This is a genomic window from Streptomyces sp. PL-29, from assembly GCF_058344425.1.
Genome location: NZ_CP136996.1, coordinates 6,843,472 through 6,857,981, shown reverse-complemented (window position 1 = coordinate 6,857,981; position 14,510 = coordinate 6,843,472). Strand labels below are relative to the sequence as shown.

Annotated in this window: 9 protein-coding genes and 1 pseudogene; 4 read left to right on the top strand and 6 right to left on the bottom strand. The window is 73.7% G+C overall.

Features of this window, described 5'->3' with window-relative positions:
- Positions 1 to 106 precede the first annotated feature (106 nt).
- A complete protein-coding gene (locus R4Z63_RS31200; protein WP_037917313.1) occupies positions 107 to 709 on the top strand; it encodes a TetR/AcrR family transcriptional regulator in 603 nt (200 codons plus the stop codon).
- A 38-nt stretch (positions 710 to 747) separates the two neighbouring features.
- A pseudogene (locus tag R4Z63_RS31195) lies at positions 748 to 2,007 on the top strand (MFS transporter); the annotation flags it as partial.
- On the opposite strand, the gene R4Z63_RS31190 reads toward R4Z63_RS31195, so the two are convergent.
- Together R4Z63_RS31190 and R4Z63_RS31185 are read right to left on the bottom strand one after the other, a co-directional pair.
- Positions 1,975 to 2,883, bottom strand: coding sequence for a LysR family transcriptional regulator (locus tag R4Z63_RS31190; RefSeq protein ID WP_384453234.1), 909 nt, complete (start codon positions 2,881 to 2,883; stop codon positions 1,975 to 1,977). The pseudogene R4Z63_RS31195 and the gene R4Z63_RS31190 overlap by 33 nt on opposite strands.
- A 267-nt stretch (positions 2,884 to 3,150) precedes the next feature.
- Positions 3,151 to 6,039, bottom strand: coding sequence for a TIM-barrel domain-containing protein (locus R4Z63_RS31185; RefSeq protein WP_384453237.1), 2,889 nt, complete (start codon positions 6,037 to 6,039; stop codon positions 3,151 to 3,153).
- 411 nt (positions 6,040 to 6,450) lie between these two features.
- Here R4Z63_RS31185 and helR point away from each other — a divergent pair, with 411 nt between their 5' ends.
- Positions 6,451 to 8,661, top strand: coding sequence for an RNA polymerase recycling motor ATPase HelR (gene helR, locus R4Z63_RS31180; protein WP_384453239.1), 2,211 nt, complete (start codon positions 6,451 to 6,453; stop codon positions 8,659 to 8,661).
- 188 nt (positions 8,662 to 8,849) lie between these two features.
- On the opposite strand, the gene R4Z63_RS31175 is transcribed toward helR, so the two are convergent.
- The 3 genes from R4Z63_RS31175 to R4Z63_RS31165 form a co-directional block, all read right to left on the bottom strand.
- Positions 8,850 to 9,086: a hypothetical protein gene (locus R4Z63_RS31175; RefSeq protein ID WP_384453242.1), complete on the bottom strand. Its 237-nt coding sequence runs from the start codon at positions 9,084 to 9,086 to the stop codon at positions 8,850 to 8,852.
- Between the two features lie 143 nt (positions 9,087 to 9,229).
- Positions 9,230 to 9,907, bottom strand: coding sequence for a response regulator (locus R4Z63_RS31170; RefSeq protein ID WP_384453245.1), 678 nt, complete (start codon positions 9,905 to 9,907; stop codon positions 9,230 to 9,232).
- Positions 9,904 to 11,073 carry a sensor histidine kinase gene (locus tag R4Z63_RS31165; protein WP_384453247.1) on the bottom strand — a complete coding sequence of 390 codons (1,170 nt, stop codon included), beginning with the start codon at positions 11,071 to 11,073 and terminating at the stop codon, positions 9,904 to 9,906. The genes R4Z63_RS31170 and R4Z63_RS31165 overlap by 4 nt, the downstream gene beginning before the upstream one ends.
- Positions 11,074 to 11,342: 269 nt before the next feature.
- Here R4Z63_RS31165 and R4Z63_RS31160 point away from each other — a divergent pair, with 269 nt between their 5' ends.
- Complete coding sequence (locus R4Z63_RS31160; RefSeq protein WP_384453250.1) at positions 11,343 to 13,544, top strand: MMPL family transporter; 2,202 nt, start codon at positions 11,343 to 11,345, stop codon at positions 13,542 to 13,544.
- 52 nt (positions 13,545 to 13,596) lie between these two features.
- On the opposite strand, the gene R4Z63_RS31155 is transcribed toward R4Z63_RS31160, so the two are convergent.
- The gene (locus R4Z63_RS31155; protein WP_384453253.1) at positions 13,597 to 14,370 is read right to left on the bottom strand and encodes a GntR family transcriptional regulator; all 774 of its coding nucleotides are present in this window, start codon (positions 14,368 to 14,370) and stop codon (positions 13,597 to 13,599) included.
- Positions 14,371 to 14,510: the final 140 nt, after the last annotated feature.

Here is a 14,510-nt window from a genome sequence, read left to right as displayed (position 1 = left end):
ATCATCCTCCGCGCCGCGCCGCGCGTCCCGTCAGCGGCCGCCGCTCCGGCCCGACCCCCGGCGCGAGCGGTAGACACTGTCTACTCCCGCTGGTAGACAAGGGTCCATGAACCAGGAGAGACATCTGCGGGAACGACTGATCGACGCCGGCGCCGAGCTCGTTGCGAGCGAGGGCACCTCAGCCCTCGGACTGCGGGAGATCGCCCGACGGGCGGGGGTCTCGCACGGGGCGCCGCGGCGGTACTTCCCCAGCCACCACTCCCTGCTGTCGGCGATCGCCCGGCGCGGCTTCGCCGATCTCGGCGAGCAGGTCGGCGCGCTGGAGGCCGCGGCGGGGCAGGCATCGCCGCGAGAACGGGTGCGGGCGATCGGGCGCACTTACGTCGGCTACGCACGGGAGAACCCCGGAATGTTCGAGCTGATGTTCCGCCACGACCTGCTCGACAGTACGGGCCGGGACCCGTCGGACGAACCGCGGCTGCGGGAGTCGACCCTGCCGCTGTTCACCCTTCTCGTCACGCTCGTCGCCCGCTGCGGGGCGGCCGAGCCGTCCCTCACCGCCGCCGCGCTGTGGGCCAACCTGCACGGCGTGGCACAGCTGTGGCGCTGGGGCAGCCTGCCCCTGGCCCTGGGCGAGGACCCGGCCGTGGGTGCGGACCGGCTGGTCGACGCGGCCGTCGACGCGCACCTCGGGGGTACTCCCGCGTGAGGCAGCGGGCCACCCTGCTGGTCAGTGTGACCGGAGCGATGCTCGTCGCGCTCGACGGCACCGTGTTGGCGGTGGCGCAGCCGAGCCTGGGCCGCGACCTCGGGGCAAGCGTCGCGCAGGTCCAGTGGACCAGTACCGCCTACCTACTGGCGGTGGCCGCGTTCCTGGTGCCCGCCGGGCGGCTCGGTGACCGGTACGGGCACGCCCGGCTGCTGTTCGTCGGCGTGCTCGGGTTCGCCGCGGCCTCGGCGGGCATCGTGTCAGCGCCGGGCGTGGGCTGGGTGATCGCACTGCGCGCCGTGCAGGGCCTGTTCGGTGCGCTGCTCCAGCCGGCGACGCTGGCGCTGCTGAGGCTGGCGTATCCGCCCGAGCGGCTGGCCACGCCGGTGGCCGTACGGACCAGCGCGATCGGGGCAGCCGCGGCCGCCGGTCCACTGCTGGGCGGTCTGCTGGCGGCCTGGTGGGACTGGCGGGCCGTGTTCGTACTCAACGTGCCCGTCGCCGTGCTGACCGCCGCGCTGACGCTCGCCGTTCGGACCCCTGCGCCGCCGGCGGGTGCGCGGGCGCGACGGTGGGAACTCGGTGGCGCGGCTCTGCTCGCCACTGCCCTCGCGGTCTTCGTGCACGCGCTGGTGGGCGTGCCCGAGCACGGATGGACGGCGACGTCGACGCTGCTCGGGTTCGCGGGTGCCGCCGGGCTCGCAGCCTTGTTCGTACGCCGTGAGCGGCGCTCGGCGCGGCCGCTGCTCCCCCCGGCCGTGGCCCGGGCCCGAGCGGTCACGGCCTCGATGGCCTTGCTGCTGGCGGTCTCCGCAGGCATGTTCGGGGCCTTGTTCACGGCGGCGTTCCGGCTCCAGGACGTCTACGGGCTGGGCCCGCTGGACACCGGACTGCGGGTGCTGCCGCTGACGGTGGCGATCATCGCCGGTGCTCCGGTGGCGGGGATGGCACTGCGGCGGTTCGGGGCGCGCCGGACCGCGTTGACCGGTACGGCGCTGGTCGCCGCCGGGATCGCCGGGCTGGGCTCCGCCTCGGGGCCCGCCTTCGCGGTGCTCGGCGCCGGCTTCGCCACCGTCATGGTCACCGCCACCGGCGCGGTGGTCGGCGAGGCCCCGGCCGAATACGCCGGGGTCGTCGGCGGGCTGAAGCAGACCGCCATGAACGTGGGCCCGGCCCTGGGCATCGCGGTCGCCGCGGGCACCGGAGTGCGGGGGCCGTCGCTGACGGCCCTGGCCGTGCTGGCGGCGGCCGGTCTGGCGGCGGCCTCACGGCTGCCCGGCCGCGCGCGCCCGGCAGCTGCGGGCCACCTCGTCGGCGAAGACGAGGGCCGGCGGGGCGAGGGCCGCCCAGCGGCGGACGGCCCAGCCGACGGCGAGCGGCGGCAGGGCGGGGACCGGCACCAGGCGCAGCGGGCCGTCGGAGCCGGGGACCTGCCAGCCGGGCAGGGCCGGCACCACGGCATGGCCCAGGCCTAGTTCGGCGAGCAGCAGGGCGGTGTCCCAGTCCGCCACGCTGGTGTCGGAGCGCACGTGGATGCCGGACTCGGCGAAGGCGGCGTCGAGGTGGGCCCGGGAGGCGGAGTTCCGGGGCAGCCGGATGTGACGGATCCCGGCGAGGTCGGCCGGGGTGAGTGCGTCCCGTCGGGCGAGGGGGTCGTCGGCGCCGACCGCGAGCACCCAGGGCAGTTCCATCACGGGGCGCTGCTCGATGCCGCGGACGGGGCCGCCGATGGTGATCCAGGCGAGGTCGAGGTCGCCGGAGGCGAGGGCGTCGAAGCAGCCGCTGCTGGAGTTCTCGGTCTGGAACTCCAGGCTCACCCCGGGGTGACTGCGACGGAAGGAGACGACGGCCTCGGACATGAAGTGCCGCACGGTCGTCGCGCCCGTGGTGACACGCACGCTGCCGCCGCCGCCCCGTACCAGCTCCTCCACGCGGCGCAGGGCGCCGTCGAGACCGGCGATGCCATCGGCTGCGGCCGCTTGCACGATACGGCCGGCCTCGGTCGGCACGACGCCGCGGGCGTGCCGCTCCAGCAGGCCGGTACCGGTCTCCTTCTCCAGACGGCGGACGTGCTGGCTGACGGCGGACTGGGTGCAGCCGAGGTCGCGGGCGACGGCACTGAGGCTGCCGGCGCGGCAGACGGCCACGAACACGCGGAGGTCGTCGAGGGTCATGAGACCCAAGGTATTCCTTGGATGTGGGGAGGAAACCAGAGGATTGACTTGGGTTTTGGGGTGGATCAGGATCGGTGCAGGGCCCGGGCGGCAACCCGTCCCCGCCTTCGCCACGGGGTCCGGACCCCCGGCGAGAGGTGCGGACGGGTGCCGACCCACCACCCCGAAGCCGGTTCCCGGGAGGGTCCGTGTCGGACAGCACGGCCGCATGGCTGCGGGAGCACGGCCCGGCGGGAGTGCCGGGCCGTGCTCGGCGGCGGCCAGGGGTCAGCGGTCGGGGGCGGCTCGCTCCGGGGGCCCGGCGGCCCGGCCGGTGAGGGTGATCTCGGCGGCACTGGTCCAGGGGCCGCGGCCGCCGGCCTCGGTCAAGGCTCTGAGTCGGAGGTGGCGGCCGGTCTTCGGGGCGAGGACGGTGGTCTTGGCGGCGGCGGTGTCGGCGAAGGTGCCGCTCGCCACCGGCGCACCCCAGTCGGCGCCGGTGTCGCGGACGTAGACCTCGTAGCCGCCGATGCGGCCGTTGACCCCGCCGTCCTGGCGCGGGAGGTAGCCGAGGGAGTCGAGGGTGTAGCGGGCGCCGAGGTCGATCCGGATCTCGTGCGGGAGCGCCGCGGGCGTACCGGAGGACCAGGCGGTGTGCCACATCGTCGCGGGGTCGCCGTCGAAGGCACCGACGGCGGCGCCGTTCTCGGCGGCCGTCTCCTGGCTGTCGGCGTGGATCAGGGACCAACCCGCCCGGTCGATCGGGGCGGAGGAGGGCAGGGGCTCGGCGGCGGGGACGGCGGTGCCGGCAGCCGAAACGGTGAAGGCACCGGACGTGGTGCCGGTCTTGACCCTCAGGACGCCCTCGCGGTCGGCCGGATCGAAGAACCAGCCGGTGGCGGCGGAGTCGTAGGCGGAGGAGGAGGCCAGGCGCGGCACGGCGGCCCGGTCCACCGTGACGGCGGTGGGCGCGGCGGACACGTGGAGGGTGAACTCGTAGCCGCGGGCCGCCGGTTTGCCTGCGTAGCTGCCCGTGGGGGCGCCGACGGAGACGGTGACCGTGCCGGTGCCCGTCGTCGGCGCGGTGACGTCGACCCGCTGGAGGGCGTAGGCGCCGGACTCGTGGGCGCGGGTGCGGCCGTCGTCCTCGTAGAGGCTGAAGGAGGAGGCGCCACGTGGGTGGATGTCGTAGGCGAGGGTGGAGACCGGCTTCTCCCCCGTGTAGTTCATCTGCGGCCACATCGGCACGATGCCGCCGCCCTTGACGAACAGCGGGAGGATATCGAGGGGGGCCGGGTACCCGTCGAGCCAGCCGGGGCCCGCGTACGTGCGGCCCGTCCAGTAGTCGGTCCAGGTGCCGGCGGGCAGGTAGACGCCGTCGCGGACCTCGGTGTCGGAGACGACGGGGGCGACGAGGAGGGAGTCGCCCGCCATGAACTGGCCGCTGGTGGCGTTGCCGCGGGCGACCGGGTCGTCGGGATACTCCAGCACCATGGCACGGGTGCTGGGAACGCCGGTCTCGTGGGCGACGCGGCTCATCGTGTAGAGGTAGGGCATCAGTCGCATCTTCAGCTGCAGGTACTTGCGGTTGACGGACAGGTACGGCTCGGCGAAGCGCCACGGCTGCTTGTCGCGGTAGCCGGCGGACGGGTTGACCGCTCCCCAGCCCGACATGGTCATGAAGGCGGGGGTGAAGGCCTTCCACTGGAGGTCGCGGGTGTACGTCTTCGGGCTGCCGCCGAAGATCCCGTCGATGTCGCCGGCGGCGTAGTTGAGGCCGGAAAGGCCCGCGCCGGTGATGGCGGGGACGTGCCAGCGCATGTCGTCCCAGGTGCCGTAGGTGTCGCCGGTCCAGACGACGGCGTTGCGCTGGGTGCCCGCCCAGCCGTCGACGGTCCAGACGAAGCGGCGGGCGTCGGAGTTCTTCTCGATTCCTTCGACGGCCTGCCGCACGCCGTCGAAGGCGTGTTTGTAGCCGCTTCCGATCCATGCGACGTCGGTCTTCACAGCACGGCTGCCGGCGGTTCCCACCTCGTCGGTGATGGCCCCGAGGCCGGTGGAAGTCCACAGGCCGGTCTGGAAGCCCTTGGCCCTGAGGGCGTCGACGGTCGGCTTCAGTGGTGCGGTGTAGCCGCAGCCGTAGCCGTCGTTGGGAAGGAACCAGCCCGAGGGCATGTCGGCGGCGCGGGCGTCCGACGCGTAGCCGACGACGTCGGGGGTGCTCTGGTGGCGGGGGCGGCCGTGGTCGCCCTGGTAGTCGGGGTTGGAGGCGTTGAAGCAGTCGGCGTTGCCGAGCTCGAAGCCCCACAGCGGCGCCAGGAAGGGTTTTCCGCTGACGTCGGTGTAGGCGTCGAGCACGGATTTCGGCGAGTCGCCCGTGAAGTACCAGGCGTCGAAGCGCCTTTCGTCGTGGGTGAGGGTGGTGGGGGCGTTGAAGCCGTAGGAGCCCGGGGCCCAGGTGTTGCGCATCACGCCGTAGCCGTTGGTGGACATGTAGAAGGGGGCGGGGCTCGCGTTGTCGTTCTCGCGCCACTTGTTGTCGACGGCGATGGGGACGGTGCGGCCGCGCAGCGCCCACGCGCCGAGGCGCAGGCCGGTGCCGTAGAACTGCTCGTCCGCGCCGAGGGCGAGGTGCTGTGTGGTGCGGTTGCCGGTCCAGCTGGTGGGCCGGGTCTCCTGCCAGACGGGGGTGGTGTCGTCCGCGCGGTAGACGGAAAAACGCAGCGGCGACTTGTCGACCCTGATCGAGAGGGAGCCCGTGCTGATCCGGTGGTACGCGCCCGCGTCACTGTGGGTTGCCGCCACCGAGCCGAAATCGGTGGTGACGGCGAGGTCGGAGCCTGCCGGGTCGTCGGTGAAGGTCCCATCGGGCGAGAGCCAGAGGCGGAAGATGTCGGCGCGGGCGACGACCACGCGGGCCTTGGCACCACTGGAGGCCGTGATGGTGAAGGTGTTGCCGGACCGGGTGAAGCCGGTGACATCGCCCGCGGTGGCCGTGGCCCCCGAGGGGACGGCGGTGGCGGGTGCGACGAGTGGTCCGGCGGCGGCCAGTCCCGCGACGGCGAGGGCGGCGGCGAGCAGGGCGGTGCCCGGGGTGCGGGGGCCCCGTCGCCGTGGTGTGCGCGGCCGTCCGGATAAGGGGACCCGTCGGCTCCTGCTGAAGCTTGGCAGTCTCATGGGGCAGCTCCTCGTGCGGTCCGGAGACGGACACAGCTCTTTGGCATGCACCCGGCAAGATAGCGTTCAGGGCCGCCCGCTTGAAGGATTCTGCTCGAAATGGCTTCCGCTCAAGCATCTTTGAGCATCTATCAGACATGTGCGGGTGCCCGGAAACCGCACGCGGCAAGGGGCGGTGCAGCGGTGCCGGGCAGCAGTGGGCAGGCGTCGAGGCGCGACGGACGGGGCTGCGGGAAGCGTCCTGAGCGGACGAGAAGGTCGACGAGAAGAGTCAAGGAGGTGAACCCACTCCTTGCCACTCTCAACTTATAGCGCACCGGGGGGCTTGCGGCAAGGCCCCGTCGGCGGGGCAAAATCGCGCACCGAAACCAGAAGCTGCAGAAATGGGAGATTCACGAAGTGCATGCGTTCTTGCCGGTTCACCCATCGTGCGGCGACGTCGAGCCGGTTCCGGCCGCCCCGCGGACCCGCAGCGCGTTCGACCTTCCCGACCATCTCTCCCCCAAGGCCGACCCGGCCCTGACCGACGGCGACGAACAGCACTTCGCGGCCGTTTCGGAGAGCCTCGCCCAGTCCATCGCCGAACTCTCCGCGCGCCTCGACGCCGAACGCAGGGCACCCGGACGCATCGGCCGTGAGGCGATGGACCGGGACGCGGAGATCCACCGCCTGACCGCGCGCCTGCGCACCCTGCGCCGCTTCGGACTCGACCTGTGCCTGGGACGCATCGTCCCGGCCGACGGCCGGGAGCCCGTGTACGTGGGGCGGCTCGGCCTCACCGACAGCGCGGGGCGCCGGCTGCTGCTCGACTGGCGCGCCCCGGCGGCCGAGCCGTTCTTCGCGGCGACCCACGCCGACCCGATGGGGCTGGCGAGCCGCCGCCGCTACCGCTGGACCAGTGGCCGGATCAGCGACTACTGGGACGAGGTGTTCAGCAGCGACGCGCTCGAGGGCCACGCTGCTCTGGACGACCAGTCCGCGTTCATCGCCAGCCTGGGCGGTGACCGGTCGCCCCGGATGCGCGACGTGCTCTCCACCATCCAGGCCGACCAGGACGCCGTCATCCGGGCGGGCTCCCGCGGCGCCCTCGTCGTCGACGGCGGACCCGGTACGGGCAAGACCGTCGTCGCACTGCACCGCGCGGCCCATCTCCTCTACTCCGACCCCCGCCTCGGCCACCGCCGCGGCGGCGTCCTGTTCGTCGGCCCGCACCAGCCCTACCTGGCCTACGTCGCCGACGTGCTGCCCAGCCTCGGCGAAGAGGGCGTACAGACCTGCACGCTGCGCGACCTGGTGGCGGAGGGCGCCGGGGCGGCGGAAGAGCGCGACCCGGCCGTGGCCCGGCTCAAGTCCTCGGCGGACCTGGTGAAGGCGATCGACGCGGCCGTCCGCGTCCACGAGGAACCGCCGACCCGGGGGATGACCGTCTCCAGTCACTGGTCCGACGTCTGGCTGAGCGCGGACGACTGGGCGGCGGCGTTCGACGCGGTGGAGCCGGGAACCCCGCACAACGAGGCCCGTGAGCAGATCCTGGAGGAACTGCTCACGGTCCTCATGGCCCGGCACGAGGACGGCGGCGAGGGCCACGACGTCCCGCCGGAGCTGCTGCGGCGGTCCCTATTGCAGGACAGGGAGTTCACCAGGGCCCTCAACCGGGCGTGGCCGATGCTGGAGGCGACCGACGTCGTCGGGGACCTGTGGTCGGTGCCGGCCTACCTGCGCAGGTGCGCGCCCTGGCTGGGGCCCGAGGACGTGGCCAGGTTGCAGCGGGCGGAGGCCCAAGCCTGGACGGTGTCCGACCTGCCGTTCCTGGACGCGGCCCGGCAGCGGCTGGGGGACGCGGAGGCATCCGTGCGCCGGCGCCGGCACGAGGCGGCCGCGGCCGCCGAGCGCGCACGCAGGGCCGACGTCATCGACAGTCTGCTGCAGAACGTCGAGATCGACGAGAGCGAGGGCGCGATGGGGATGCTGCACGGTCGCGACCTCCAGGAGGCCCTGGTCGACCGGAGCGCGCTGCCCGGTGCCGAACCGGACCTCCTGGCCGGCCCGTTCGCGCACGTCGTCGTGGACGAGGCGCAGGAGCTGACCGACGCCGAATGGCAGATGCTGCTGGCCCGTTGCCCATCGCGGAGCTTCACGGTCGTCGGCGACCGGGCCCAGGCACGGCACGGGTTCGCGGAGTCCTGGACGGATCGACTCGAACGCGTCGGCTTCGACCGGATCACGGTGGCCTCCCTGAGCATCAACTACCGCACCCCGGAGGAGGTCATGGCCGAGGCCGAGCCCGCCATCCGGGCCGTGCTCCCCGATGCCAACGTACCGACGTCCATCCGCAGCAGCGGCATCCCCGTCGTCCACGGATCCGTCACCGACCTGGAACCGCTCCTGGAGAGCTGGCTCAGCACGCACCGCGGGGGGATCGCCTGTGTCATCGGCGACCCGGCGTTCCGGCCGACCCCGCGCGTCCGTTCGCTGACGCCGTCGCTGTCGAAGGGGCTCGAATTCGACCTGGTCGTCCTCGTCGACCCGGATCGGTTCGGCCAGGGGATCGAGGGAGCCGTGGACCGGTACGTCGCCATGACCCGCGCGACCCGCCGGCTCGTCGTCCTCAGGAGCTCATGACCGCCCCGGCGGGCTCCCCCGCGGCCTTCCCCGTCGGGCCCGGCGCGCCCGGCCCGGCTGTGCCCCCGCACCGTCCGGCGTCCGGCAGCACCTGGAAACGCGACTCCACCAGGGCCGGCATCGCGGTCGGCGGCGACCGGGTCGCTCAGGTGCTCCCGGGCGGGTACGAGGCACGCGCATCCGTCGGCTCAGCCGGCGTCGGCGTGACCGTGCGCCCGTGGTGGGGTGACCGCGAGGACGGGCGGAGCTGGGGTGCTCCAGTGGTGACCGCAGGGGTCGAAGACCAGCCGTACCGGCTGTGCCGGTCGCTGGCGCCAGGAGATGCGCTCCGGCACTCCGCCACACACCGGACAGCACGGCAGCGGACCGGCCCCGGGCAGGCAGCCGGGGGCGGCCGCGAGCGGCGTGACGTGCGGATCGCGCATGGTGGCTCCCTGGTCGTGCGGGCGGGCTGATCGCACTGTGCCATGGCCGAGGCCTCCTCCGCACGGGCGAATCATCCAGTGTTCCGGCTGGTCAGAGGTAGGGACACCAGGAGGATTCCGATCCTCTTGCGGGCACTTGGTGATCAACCGCTCCCGCAACCTGCCTCCACCAGGCCCGATTCGTAGGCCGCGATGACCGCCTGAGCACGGTCGCGGACGCCCAGCTTGCCGAAGACGCCGGTGATGTGGTTCTTGACCGTGGAAACGCTGATGTCCAGTTCCGCGGCGATCTCCGTATTGTCGAGGCCGGTGGCCAGGAGCCGCCAGATCTCCCGTTCGCGCGGAGTCATCCCGGGTGGGACGGACGCCACGGCGGCCGCGGCCGGGCGGGCCGGCGCGGGGGTGCGTACGTAGGCGGAGAGCAGCCGGGTGAGCAGCCGGGGTGCGACGACCGCCTCGCCGTCGTACACGGTGCGGACCGCGGCGGAGAGTTCCTCCGGGGAGACGTCCTTCGGGAGGAAGCCGTACGCTCCCGCGCGCAGGGCGGAAACGACGTACTCGTCCATGTCGAAGGTGCTGAGCGCCAGGACGCGGACGTCGGGGAGGGTCCGTGCCAGCTCCGTTGTGGCCCGGACGCCGTCGAGGACGGGCATCCGGATGTCCATGACCACCACGTCGGGCCGCAGCTCCCCGGCGAGGGTGACGGCTTGGGCGCCGTCCTCGGCCTCGCCGACCACCTCGATCTCGGGGTCGGGGCCGAGGATCAGGGCGAGACCCCGCCGGACCAGCGGCTGGTCGTCGGCTATGAGCACGCGGATCATCGGTGTGGCTCCCCGCCCTCGCCGCCCCGCCCCGACGGTGCCGGAAGGCAGGCCGCCACCCGGAATCCGCCGCCGTCCCGTGCGGACGCCTCCAGGGTTCCGCCCTGGAGTGCTACGCGTTCGTGCATACCGATCAGACCGTACCCGGTGGCCGCTGCGGGCCGGGCGGGCGGCGGGGACACACCGGCCCCGTCGTCGCACACCTCCACACAGATCTCGTCCCGTCCGTAGGTCAGCCGCACCCGGGCCCGGGCCTGATCGGCGTGCTTGCGGGTGTTGGTGAGCGCCTCCTGCACGATGCGGAAGACCGTGAGGCCGACGCTGGGCGGCAGCGGGCGCACGGTGCCGCCCACGGTGAACTCCGTCTCGGTGCCCGCCAGCCGTGACTCGGTGACGATCCGCTCCAGGTCGGCGGCGCCCGGCTGGGGCGCCGGAGGGGTGTCGTCCGGTTCCTCTCCGGCGCGCAGCACGTCGAGGAGTTGGCGCATCTCGCGCAGGGCGGTGCGGCCGGAGTCCTCCAGGCTGACGAGGGCCTCGCGGGCCGCCTCGGTGTCGTGTGCCAGATTGGCCCGGGCGCCGCCCGCCATCAGCTGCATGGCGGTGATGTGGTGGGCGACGATGTCGTGGAGTTCGCGGGCGATCCGGCGGCGTTCCTCGGCAACCGCGCGCTCGGCCCGGCGGGCGTGGTCGGCTGCGGCCTCCCGATGCCAGCGGTTGACGACCAGGGCAGCGCCGGCGACCAGGGCCGTGGCCGCAGCGCCGGCGACGAGCGTCCAGCCGGCCGGTACCAGCCGGCCGCCCTGGCCCACCGTGGCCAGCGGCACGGTGAGGACGGCGGCCGACGCGGCGACCGCGGGTCTGCTGAACCGGACCACCGAGTACAGGGCAACGGCGAGGCCGAGCGGGATGTGCGGTGCGGCATCCGGGACGGCGAAGTTGGGCACGACCCCCAGGAGCAGCACCGCCGCGAGCACGGCGACCGGGCGGCTGCGGCGGGCGAGCAGGCACACGGCCGCCGCCACCAGCGCGCAGACGGCCGGAACGGGCACGGACGCCCCCTCTGTCCGGATGCCGAGCGAGAAGCCCAACAGGTCCACCGCGGCGACCCCGAGGGCCACCAGTGCGTCGTTGCGCGTCCAGCGCAGCCTGTCGGCGCCTGTGTCCATCCCTGCCGGTCCTCCCCGCCGGCGGGCCTCCCACCGGTGCGGGGAGCGGTTCGTGCCGGTTCCTCTCGTTCCATTCTGGCAGCCCGGCGGACCGCTGCCGTCGTCCCGTGGGCCTGCCGCGGACCAGGACCGTGGTCCTGGTCGGGGCCGGACCCCGGACCCTGCTCCCGGGTGCGGTTCCTCCCGTGCGCCGACGTGTCGGCCGCCCGCTCCTGATGGTCTGGAGACCGGCCGGGAGCCCCCGGTCCGCCCGCAACCTGAGGAGTACCGTGATCCGCGCCCTGACCGGGTTCTCGACGAGGAATCCGTGGAAGGTGATAGCCCTCTGGGCCGTGCTCGGCATCGCCCTGGCCATCGCCGGCCAGGCGTTCGTCTTCCGCGCCACCCAGAGCAGCACCGGCAGTTTCCTGCCTCCGTCCTACGACTCGGCGGCGGCCCTGAAGGTCGCCGAGGAGCGGTTCGGGGTGGAACCGGACGCCAACACGCTCACCGTGCTGGTGGCTCGACCGGACGGGGCGCAGCTGAGCGCCGACGACGAGCGGCGCATCGACGAGGAGGCCGCGGAGCAGGGACGCCACCGGGTGGTCATGCCCACACCCGAGAAGGAGATGCCGTTCGCCCAGGACCATTCGCAGACCCCGGAGGTCGCCGGACTCGTGACGGCTCCCGACCGCAGCGTCCGGCTCCTGTCCGTGGAGCTGAAGGGCAACCCCATGGACCCAGGAGTCCAGGACACCTACCGGGCCTTTCGCGAGCAGTCACGGGCCGGATTCGCGGAGGCCGGGTTCCGGACCGGCTTCACGGGCGGGCTCGCCTCGGCCGTCGACGGCGTCGACGCCGAGGAGAGCCGGGCCCGGGTGATCGGCGTCGTGATGCTCGGTGTGATCGTCCTGCTGCACATCCTGGTGTTCCGCGGCGTGCTCGCCGCGCTGCTCCCGCTGATCGCCGTGTCCGTCATCGGCGGCGCCGCGACGGGCACGGTAGTCGGTGTCGCGATGCTGACCGGTACCGCCCTCGACCCGTCCACCCCTCAGCTCATCAACGTCGTGCTGGTGGGCATCGGCATCGACTACTTCCTCTTCCTGCTGTTCCGCCTCCGCGAGCAGCTGCGCCGCAGGCCAGAGCAGTCGGGCAAGGCCGCCGCGGCCGAGGTGTCCGGGCGCGTGGGTACGGCGGTGACCTCGGCGGCGCTCACCATCGTCGCGGCGTTCGCCACGCTCGGAGTGGCCTCCTTCGGACAGTTCCGGGTGCTCGGTCCGGCCATCGCCGTGTCCGTGCTGGTGATGCTGCTCGGGAGTCTCACCTTCATGCCGGCCCTGCTCGCGGTCACCGGGCGCAGGATGTTCTGGCCGTCCCAGGCCCACCGGCGCGAGCCCCGCGGCGGCTCGGCCGCCCGGCTGGGCACCTGGCTGGCCCGGCGTCCCCTCACGGCGGCCGTCGCCTCCGTCCTCCTGCTCGGCGCCCTCGCCGCCGGCATGGCCGGCATACGGATGGACTACGGGTCGGGTGACGCGGGCGGTGAGCCGACGGCCGCCGCGGCCACCGCGGCCGAGATCTCCCGGGCGATGCCGGCCGGGGTGTCGGACCCGATCAGCGTCTACGTCACGACGTCGGACGGCGCACCGCTGACCGTCGGCCGGGTCGAGGGTCTGTCCGGCGCACTGTCCCGGCTGGAGGGGGTGGGGCAGGTCGCCCCGACGGTGCTCAGCGAGGACCGTCGGGCAGCCCGCCTCGACCTGTTCCCGAACGTCGACCCGCACGGCCAGGAGGCCCGCGACCTGGCATCGGGCACGGTTCGCGACGCGGTCTCCGCGCACCGGCCGGACGGCACCGAGGCCCACGTGGGCGGCACCGCGGCGGTGTTCGCCGACGTGTCGGCGGCCGTGGACCGGGACCTGCGGCTGGTGTTCCCGGTCGCGGCGGCCCTGATCGCGCTCATCCTCTTCCTGCTGCTGCGCAGCCTCCTCGCCCCGCTGATCCTGATGCTGGCGGTGGGTCTGGGATTCGCTGCGACGCTGGGTGCCGCGGCGCTCGTCTTCCAGCACGGGCTGGACCAGCCGGGTGTGGCCTTCACGCTGCCACTGGTGCTGTTCCTGTTCGTGGTCGCGCTGGGCACCGACTACAACATCCTGGTGACCGACCGGATCCGGGAGGAGATGGAGCGGCCCGGTCCGGCCCGGGAGGCGGTGGCTCGGGCGGTGCGGCACACCGCGCCCGCCGTCGCGACGGCCGGGGTGGTACTGGCCGCCTCCTTCGGCAGCCTCGCGGTCAATCCGGTCGCGGCCACCCAGCAGATCGGCTTCGCGACGGCCCTCGGGATCCTGCTCTCCGCCTTCGTCCTGTCGATCGTGCTGGTCCCGGCGTGCGCGGTGCTCCTGGGCCGGTCTCTGTGGTGGCCCGCGAAGCCCCGGCCGGCGGCGGCCGAGCCGGCATCGGAGACCGGGACGCCCGAACGCGCCTTGGTGCCCTGAGCGCGGCGGCCCGGCCGGATAGCGACCGCGCCGCCTCGGCCGGGCGGCCGGACTACAGGACGCGGAATCCGGCAACGGCGGGGTGGCGGCGGTCGCGATGGAAGGTCAGGTGGTCCCAGGTGGGGAAGGCCAGGTCGGTCACGGCCAGCAGCCTGCCGGAAGGATCCTGGACAGTACGGCGTACGGTCAGGCCGCAGGCGGGGCCCGGGGCCGGCGGGTGGACCGTGCGGGTCATGGTGATGGTCTCGGCGACCCGCCCGGCCGCCGAGACCCGCTCCAGCCAGCCCCGGAGAGGAGCCGGGTCCGCGTCGCGGGAGTGCTCCGCCCGGTTGCGGCAGGCGGCCAGTTCGGGGGTGCGCGCGACGGCGTCCGGGCTGAAGTAGGTGACGGCGTGCCGGAGGGTCTCCCCCGCCCGGCCCTGCTCCCGCCGGTGATGGACCAGGGTGCGCTCCCCGCCGGACATGCCGAGCGGCACGGCGATCGACGGCGGGACGGTGACCACCGTGACCCAGCTCCGAGTGGGGCCGGGCGCGGGGGACGCGGGCCCGAAGTCCACCGGATCGGCCGCCGTGGGGAGGACCTCGGCCGTGACGGCGGGGCGGGAGCCGCGGCGCCCGGTCACGACCAGTCCGCCTTCGCGCAGGTGCTGCAGCGCGGCCCTGATGGTCTGCCGGTTGACCTGGTAGCGGGCGGCCAGGCTGCGCTCCGAGGGCAGCCTTCCGCCGGGGGTGCGCGCGGCTCGGTCGAGATCGCGGCGCAGCGCTGCGGCGATCCGCTGGTACTTGGGCACGGCGGCCGGGCCGCCGCCCCGTGAAGGGGAGGGCATGGCTTCTCCTCTGACGGGCGGTCAAGGACTGCGCGGTCTGCCCGACCAACCTAGCATTGGTCTATACCTTTGAGTGAGAGGGGATCGGGCACGTCGCCCACCTTGGCCGGTTCCCGACCCCGCGCCGCCCGACCCGAGCG